Genomic DNA, 5,861 nt, shown 5'->3' with positions numbered 1-5,861 from the left:
ACGAGATGGTCTTGTGGCAAGAAAGAACTGATTTCTAGTGGTAAAGTTGTTTGATTTGTGTTATAGTGAATATGCATGGGATAGCCTTTCTAAATGGTTTATTGTGCAATTCTATTTTACCAAGACTATCGCAACCATGCAAAAAAGCAACGGATTTGCCGTTGCTTTTTTTGGAGATAAGGGACTATTGTCCCAGGCTCTTTTTAATGAACTAAGCATCTGTGTTAAGCTCACGAGAATTTTACTGTATTACATCATGCCGCCCATCATGCTTGGATCCATAGCTGGCGCTGGACTAGCTGGTTCTGGTTGGTTGGCAACGACTGCCTCAGTCGTCAAAATCAGGCTGGCTACACTGGCAGCATTTTGCAAAGCAGAGCGGCTAACCTTCACAGGATCGATAATTCCTGCTTCAATCATATTGACCCACTCGCCTGTCGCAGCGTTAAATCCAGTACCAACTTCAGAATTTTTAAGGCGATCGATGACGATAGAGCTTTCAAAGCCGGCGTTGAGGGCGATTTGGCGAACAGGCTCTTCCAGAGCACGGAGCACGATATTACGTCCTGTTGCTTCATCTCCGTCCAAGTCAAGCGCTTCAACTGCATTCATAACATTAACTAGAGCTGTACCCCCACCTGAAACGATGCCTTCTTCAACAGCGGCACGTGTTGCATTGAGGGCATCTTCAATGCGGAGCTTCATTTCTTTGAGTTCGGTTTCTGTTGCGGCACCAACCTTGATAACGGCTACCCCACCTGACAATTTCGCCAAGCGTTCTTGTAGTTTTTCTTTATCAAATTCAGAAGTGGCAGACTCGATTTGAGATTTGATAATGCCTACGCGATTGCTAATGGCTTCTGCAGCGCCAGCGCCTTCAACGATCGTCGTCGTATCCTTGTCAACGGTCACCTTAGAGGCTTGCCCAAGCGCTTCAATGGTTGCATCTTTAAGTTCTAGACCGAGATCTTCAGTAATCACGGTACCACCTGTCAAGATAGCAATGTCTTCGAGCATAGCTTTGCGGCGGTCACCAAAGCCCGGTGCCTTGACTGCTACGACATTGAAAGTTCCGCGGATTTTATTGAGCACAAGAGTTGGCAGAGCTTCGCCGTCCACATCGTCAGCAATAATCAAAAGCGGACGATTGGTTTTGAGAATGCTTTCCAAAAGTGGCAAAATTTCTTGAATGTTAGAAATCTTCTTATCGGTAATCAAGAGATAAGGATTGTCAAGGTCAGCCACCATTTTTTCATTATCCGTCACCATGTATTGAGACAGGTAGCCGCGGTCAAATTGCATTCCTTCAACCACATCAAGCTCGGTTTCCATACCTTTTGATTCTTCAATGGTGATGACACCGTCGTTGCCGACTTTTTCCATGGCTTCGCTGATATAGTCGCCAACTTTTTCGCTGCGTGAAGACACGGCAGCAACTTGGGCAATGGCTTCCTTGCCTGAAACGGGTACACTGTTGGTTTTAAGCGCTTCAACGGCTGTCGCAACGGCTGCTTCAATCCCGCGACGAATGCCGATTGGATTGGCACCTGCGGTGACATTTTTAATCCCTTCGCGGACAATAGCTTGGGTCAAAACGGTCGCCGTCGTTGTTCCGTCACCAGCAATATCGTTGGTTTTAGAAGCTACTTCAGACACCAGTTTGGCACCCATATTTTCAAAGTGGTCTTCTAGTTCGATTTCCTTGGCAATGGTCACCCCGTCATTGGTAATCAGTGGTGAGCCGAAGGCTTTTTCCAGAACGACATTGCGCCCTTTTGGCCCCAAGGTTACTTTAACTGTATCTGCCAACACATCGACACCGCGCACCATAGCGCTTCTTGCATCTGCTGAAAATTTAATATCTTTTGCCATTTTCGTTTCCCCTTTACTCTACAACTGCTAAAATATTTGCTTCGCTAACCAAGAGATAGCTTTCGTCTTGGAATTTAACTTCGACACCTGCGTGACTTTCAACCAAAACCTTGTCCCCAGCCTTGACACTGAGCGCCACCAAGTCACCGTTTAAGGTGCGAATGCCTTCACCAACAGCCACAACTTCTGCCGTTTTTGTCGCTGCTTGACTATTGCCTGCAAGGACAAAGCCGCCTACTTTTTGTTCTACTTCTTCTACTTTCAAGACCACACGGTCTCCTAATGGTTTTAACATATCCATTCCTCCAAACTTAATTTTAGCACTCTAGCTAGTCGAGTGCTAAGTTCTATGTACTTATTGTATCACTTGGTCAGAAATAGTCAAGAAAAAACTTTGCCTTTTGACAAAGTTTTTTCAGAATATATTGGAGTGCTAAATAACTCATTTAACCAATTTTAATTTGCTTTCAAAATCGTCAATCACTTTTTGCAGATTGAGCCGTCCCTTGTAAATGCCATAGCCAAAAACTAGCATGGCTAAAAGCCCGAGGACAGCCAAGACAATGCCTAAGATAAAGACGATAAGATTGTTTTGGTGAAAGAAATAAATCAGAACAAGACCGACACTTGCCAGGGTGAAAAAGAGACTAAACCAACGCCCCAGATTTTCAATCATGTGCTTTTGATACTGAATTTCTGTTTCATATCCTTGAATCAATTCTTGTTCGTTCATGAGTTTTCCTTTCTTTTCAAGGTCAAGGGCTTTCTCGACCTTGAAATGATATCAATTTTCGAATTTGTTTACTCGGCCTTTTTAGTACTTCAAGCCTGGGTTGAAGAAGCCAACTAGTACACCAACAAAGGCAATGACTACCAAAAGGAGCATGACTTTGATTGGAGAAAGATTTTTCTTAGCCATCAACCACCAGCAAAGGACGATGAAAGCTGCTGTCAGGAGCCCTGGGTAAACACCATCAAGTTGATCTTGCAGTTTCAAGAACGCTTCACCTTTGGCATTTTTTAACTCGAAAGCAGTTTTAACTGGTACCCAAGTAGCGGCAACAGCACCGATAACCATACCACCAATAATAGAGATGGATTTACGAATGGCTTGTCCTTGAGGGCCTACTAAAAATTCAACCGCTTTATCCCCAAGCTCATATCCTTTAAAGTAAGCAAAACGCATACCAAGATAAGCTAGTAAGTTCCAAACCACGATATAGAAGATTGCACCAAGCGGGGAACCTCCATTTGAGAGACCTAAAGCAATCCCTAAAATGATCGGAATGAGCGTCCCTACAATCAGTGAATCTCCGATACCAGCGACTGGTCCCATAAGCCCGGCACGCAGACCATTAATCGTTTCATCATTAACTTCCTCTGCACCATTGGCACGCGCTTCCTCAAGTCCAGCTGTAATCCCAACAACCAAAGCTCCTAGCTGAGGTTCTGTGTTGAAGAAGGCTGTATAGGTGTGCATGGAGCGCGCTTGATCTTCTTTTTTATCATAGAGTTCTTCCACGATTGGCAGCATGGATGCTAAGTAACCAAAGGTTTGCATGTGCTCTTGTGAAAAGCAAGTCAGGTTTCCATAATACCAGTGGTGAAATGATTTCGTCAGTGTTTTTTTAGAAATTTTAGCCATCTTAGATATCCTCCTCATCGTCATCATCATCAAATGCTGCTGCACTTGTTGTGGCTTGCGCACGGATATTTTTTGCCATTTGAATTTCATAGAAGAGAACGGCAAAGATAAGAGAAATCACTGCACATGATACCAAGTTGAGTCCAAGTGACGCTGCCAAAGTAAAGCCAACAAAGAATGGAATAAAGTCGGTTGCTTTTTCAACGATTTGTTTCAAGAGGATAGCAATCCCTACACATGGAAGAAGTGAGCCGACTGTGAAGAGGGTTTTCATTGGAATACCGTCCATTGGAAGAGCTGTTTTCAAAGCTGTAACGGCATCTGCACCCAATTTACACATGATCAAAGTAGGAATGAATGAAAAGACAATGTGAGATACCCATGGATAAAGGAAATCCACTTGGTAGATTTTCTTAAAGTTACCTTTCTCAATAGCTTTCCAGCCCACGTGTTGCCAGAGCAAGTTCATCGTTGCGGTTCCGTAGAAAAGCACCGTACCGACTGTCCCTACCAAGGTACCCATAGATTTTGCTAAGTTTGCTGCATCTGCTGAGTCAACAGCAATCCCTTGAGATTTGATTGCCACCATAGCAAGCGGGATACCAATGTAAGATACGGCACGCACATCGGCAGAAACCGTACCACCGGGAGTAACGAGAGCAATGTAAACCAACTGCATCGCAACACCACAAATGATCCCCAACTGAATATCGCCAAGGATGAGCCCAGAGACCAGACCACCGACCAAAGGACGACCAAGGGTGTAGTTACCGATAGATGTACCACCAAGACCAGGCATGGATGACAAACATGCAAACAATCCTAGTAAGGCAGCTTGAAACCAAGAAATTGTCATAATAAAACCTCCATTAAGATATGAGGGCGACAGCAAAGTCACGGATTACAATTCATACACATTCTTTTACAAGAATTTCCATTGAAACTTCCCAGACTCTGCATGACCCCTATTTATTTTTAATAACCGAATTTAGATTTGAAATCATCCCAGTAGCCGATAGAAACATCTGGTAAGAGTTGGAATTTGACTTTGTAGCCAGCTGCTTGGATAGCTTCCAAAGCTTCTGCTTCTTCCGGAGTAATAGACTGATTGTTTCCAAGTTTAATTGCGCCCGGACGATCGTTAGCAGGACCTACGATAATTTCCTTAATATCATCTGGTACAAAACCTTGGTCTACCAAAATTTCTTTCATATCTACTGGATTTTTAGTAATCAAGAAATAGCGCGTATCTGAATCGCGTACTTTTTGTGATTTTTCTGCGAAAGCCTCTTTTGTCCAAACAAAGGTTTTTTTGTCAGACGCTGCTTTATAAGCGTGTTTTAAAACGGCATTGCCTGCGGCGGCATTATTGACAGCAATTAAACCATCACATGGATATTCCTTCGCCCAACGAGTGACTGTTTGACCGTGGATCATGCGGTCGTCGATCCGTACAAATGTTACTGACATTATCTTTCTCCTTTTAATTGTTTTCTTTATTTACACATCATCTTCATCTTCGTCGTCATCAGCTACGACTGAAAATTCTTGTAAAGCACTTGTAGCTTCTGAGAGAATGTTGTCTACCAAGTCTTTTCCTTCAAGCAAGTCTTTCATAACAAGACCTGTCAAAGCCATAGTTAAGTTCATACCTCCCAGAACTGTCGCTGTTTCCAAAAGACCTTTCTCCGCTAAGACATTCAAGGCTGTCGTCAAAGGACTCCCGCCTACGATGTCTGCCATGACGAGCACACTATCTTCGGCTTTAAGTGGTGCAATCACTTTACGGAACTCTTCAGCAAAATCATCCACTGATTTACCATTTTGGAGCCCAGCTGCCAAGACTTGATCTGTCTTATCGCCGGCAAACATCGCTAAGGAACTCTGAACACCCTCAGCCAAGCCACCGTGACTGACCAGTATTAAATACTTCATCTTTTTTCTCCTTGATCTTTACTTTTCCTTATTATATCGCCTTTGGTACCGGTTTCATATTGTTGATTGTCATATGATGAGAGTGACATTTGTAAGATATAAAATGACATTTGTCATATCAAAATTTTTTTGTTAAGCAGACAAAAAAGAGCCTGGGACAATAGTCCCTTATCTCCAAAAAAAGCAACGGCAAATCCGTTGCTTTTTTGCATGGTTGCGATAGTCTTGGTAAAATAGAATTGCACAATAAACTATTTAGAAAGGCTATCCCATGCATATTCACTATAACACAAATCAAACAACTTTACCACTAGAAATCAGTTCTTTCTTGCCACAAGACCATCTCGTCTTTACGATTGAAAAAGTGGTGAATACTTTGGAGGATTGTCACTTCCACGCCTTCTATCAT

At 43.1% G+C, this 5,861-nt stretch carries 7 protein-coding genes; all 7 read right to left on the bottom strand.

Annotated features, from left to right (window positions below):
- Positions 1 to 249: 249 nt before the first annotated feature.
- Complete coding sequence (gene groL, locus A3I3_RS0108965) at positions 250 to 1,872, bottom strand: chaperonin GroEL (RefSeq protein ID WP_018372365.1); 1,623 nt, start codon at positions 1,870 to 1,872, stop codon at positions 250 to 252.
- A 13-nt stretch (positions 1,873 to 1,885) separates the two neighbouring features.
- On the bottom strand, positions 1,886 to 2,167 hold the full coding sequence (gene groES / locus A3I3_RS0108960) for a co-chaperone GroES (RefSeq protein WP_018372364.1): 282 nt from the start codon (positions 2,165 to 2,167) through the stop codon (positions 1,886 to 1,888).
- Positions 2,168 to 2,314: 147 nt separating this feature from the next.
- Positions 2,315 to 2,605 (bottom strand): PTS fructose transporter subunit IA, encoded by a 291-nt coding sequence (locus tag A3I3_RS0108955; RefSeq protein WP_018372363.1) that lies wholly within the window; start codon positions 2,603 to 2,605, stop codon positions 2,315 to 2,317.
- 81 nt (positions 2,606 to 2,686) lie between these two features.
- Positions 2,687 to 3,517, bottom strand: coding sequence for a PTS system mannose/fructose/sorbose family transporter subunit IID (locus A3I3_RS0108950; RefSeq protein ID WP_018372362.1), 831 nt, complete (start codon positions 3,515 to 3,517; stop codon positions 2,687 to 2,689).
- 1 nt (position 3,518) lies between these two features.
- Entirely contained in the window at positions 3,519 to 4,373 is an 855-nt protein-coding gene (locus tag A3I3_RS0108945) for a PTS mannose/fructose/sorbose/N-acetylgalactosamine transporter subunit IIC (RefSeq protein WP_018372361.1), read from the bottom strand.
- A 119-nt stretch (positions 4,374 to 4,492) separates the two neighbouring features.
- Positions 4,493 to 4,987: a PTS sugar transporter subunit IIB gene (locus tag A3I3_RS0108940; RefSeq protein ID WP_018372360.1), complete on the bottom strand. Its 495-nt coding sequence runs from the start codon at positions 4,985 to 4,987 to the stop codon at positions 4,493 to 4,495.
- A 30-nt stretch (positions 4,988 to 5,017) separates the two neighbouring features.
- On the bottom strand, positions 5,018 to 5,452 hold the full coding sequence (locus A3I3_RS0108935) for a PTS sugar transporter subunit IIA (protein ID WP_018372359.1): 435 nt from the start codon (positions 5,450 to 5,452) through the stop codon (positions 5,018 to 5,020).
- Between the last annotated feature and the right edge of the window lie 409 nt (positions 5,453 to 5,861).

The organism is Streptococcus massiliensis DSM 18628 (assembly GCF_000380065.1).
Taxonomy (GTDB): Bacteria; Bacillota; Bacilli; order Lactobacillales; family Streptococcaceae; genus Streptococcus; species Streptococcus massiliensis.
This window is presented reverse-complemented; position numbering and strand designations above follow the sequence as displayed.

Bases quoted from the DNA above. Each gene is read 5' to 3' on its own strand.
- groL (WP_018372365.1), bottom strand. From the start codon at position 1,872: ATGGCAAAAGATATTAAATTTTCAGCAGATGCAAGAAGCGCTATGGTG.
- groES (WP_018372364.1), bottom strand. From the start codon at position 2,167: ATGTTAAAACCATTAGGAGACCGTGTGGTCTTGAAAGTAGAAGAAGTA.
- A3I3_RS0108955 (WP_018372363.1), bottom strand. From the start codon at position 2,605: ATGAACGAACAAGAATTGATTCAAGGATATGAAACAGAAATTCAGTAT.
- A3I3_RS0108950 (WP_018372362.1), bottom strand. From the start codon at position 3,517: ATGGCTAAAATTTCTAAAAAAACACTGACGAAATCATTTCACCACTGG.
- A3I3_RS0108945 (WP_018372361.1), bottom strand. From the start codon at position 4,373: ATGACAATTTCTTGGTTTCAAGCTGCCTTACTAGGATTGTTTGCATGT.
- A3I3_RS0108940 (WP_018372360.1), bottom strand. From the start codon at position 4,987: ATGTCAGTAACATTTGTACGGATCGACGACCGCATGATCCACGGTCAA.
- A3I3_RS0108935 (WP_018372359.1), bottom strand. From the start codon at position 5,452: ATGAAGTATTTAATACTGGTCAGTCACGGTGGCTTGGCTGAGGGTGTT.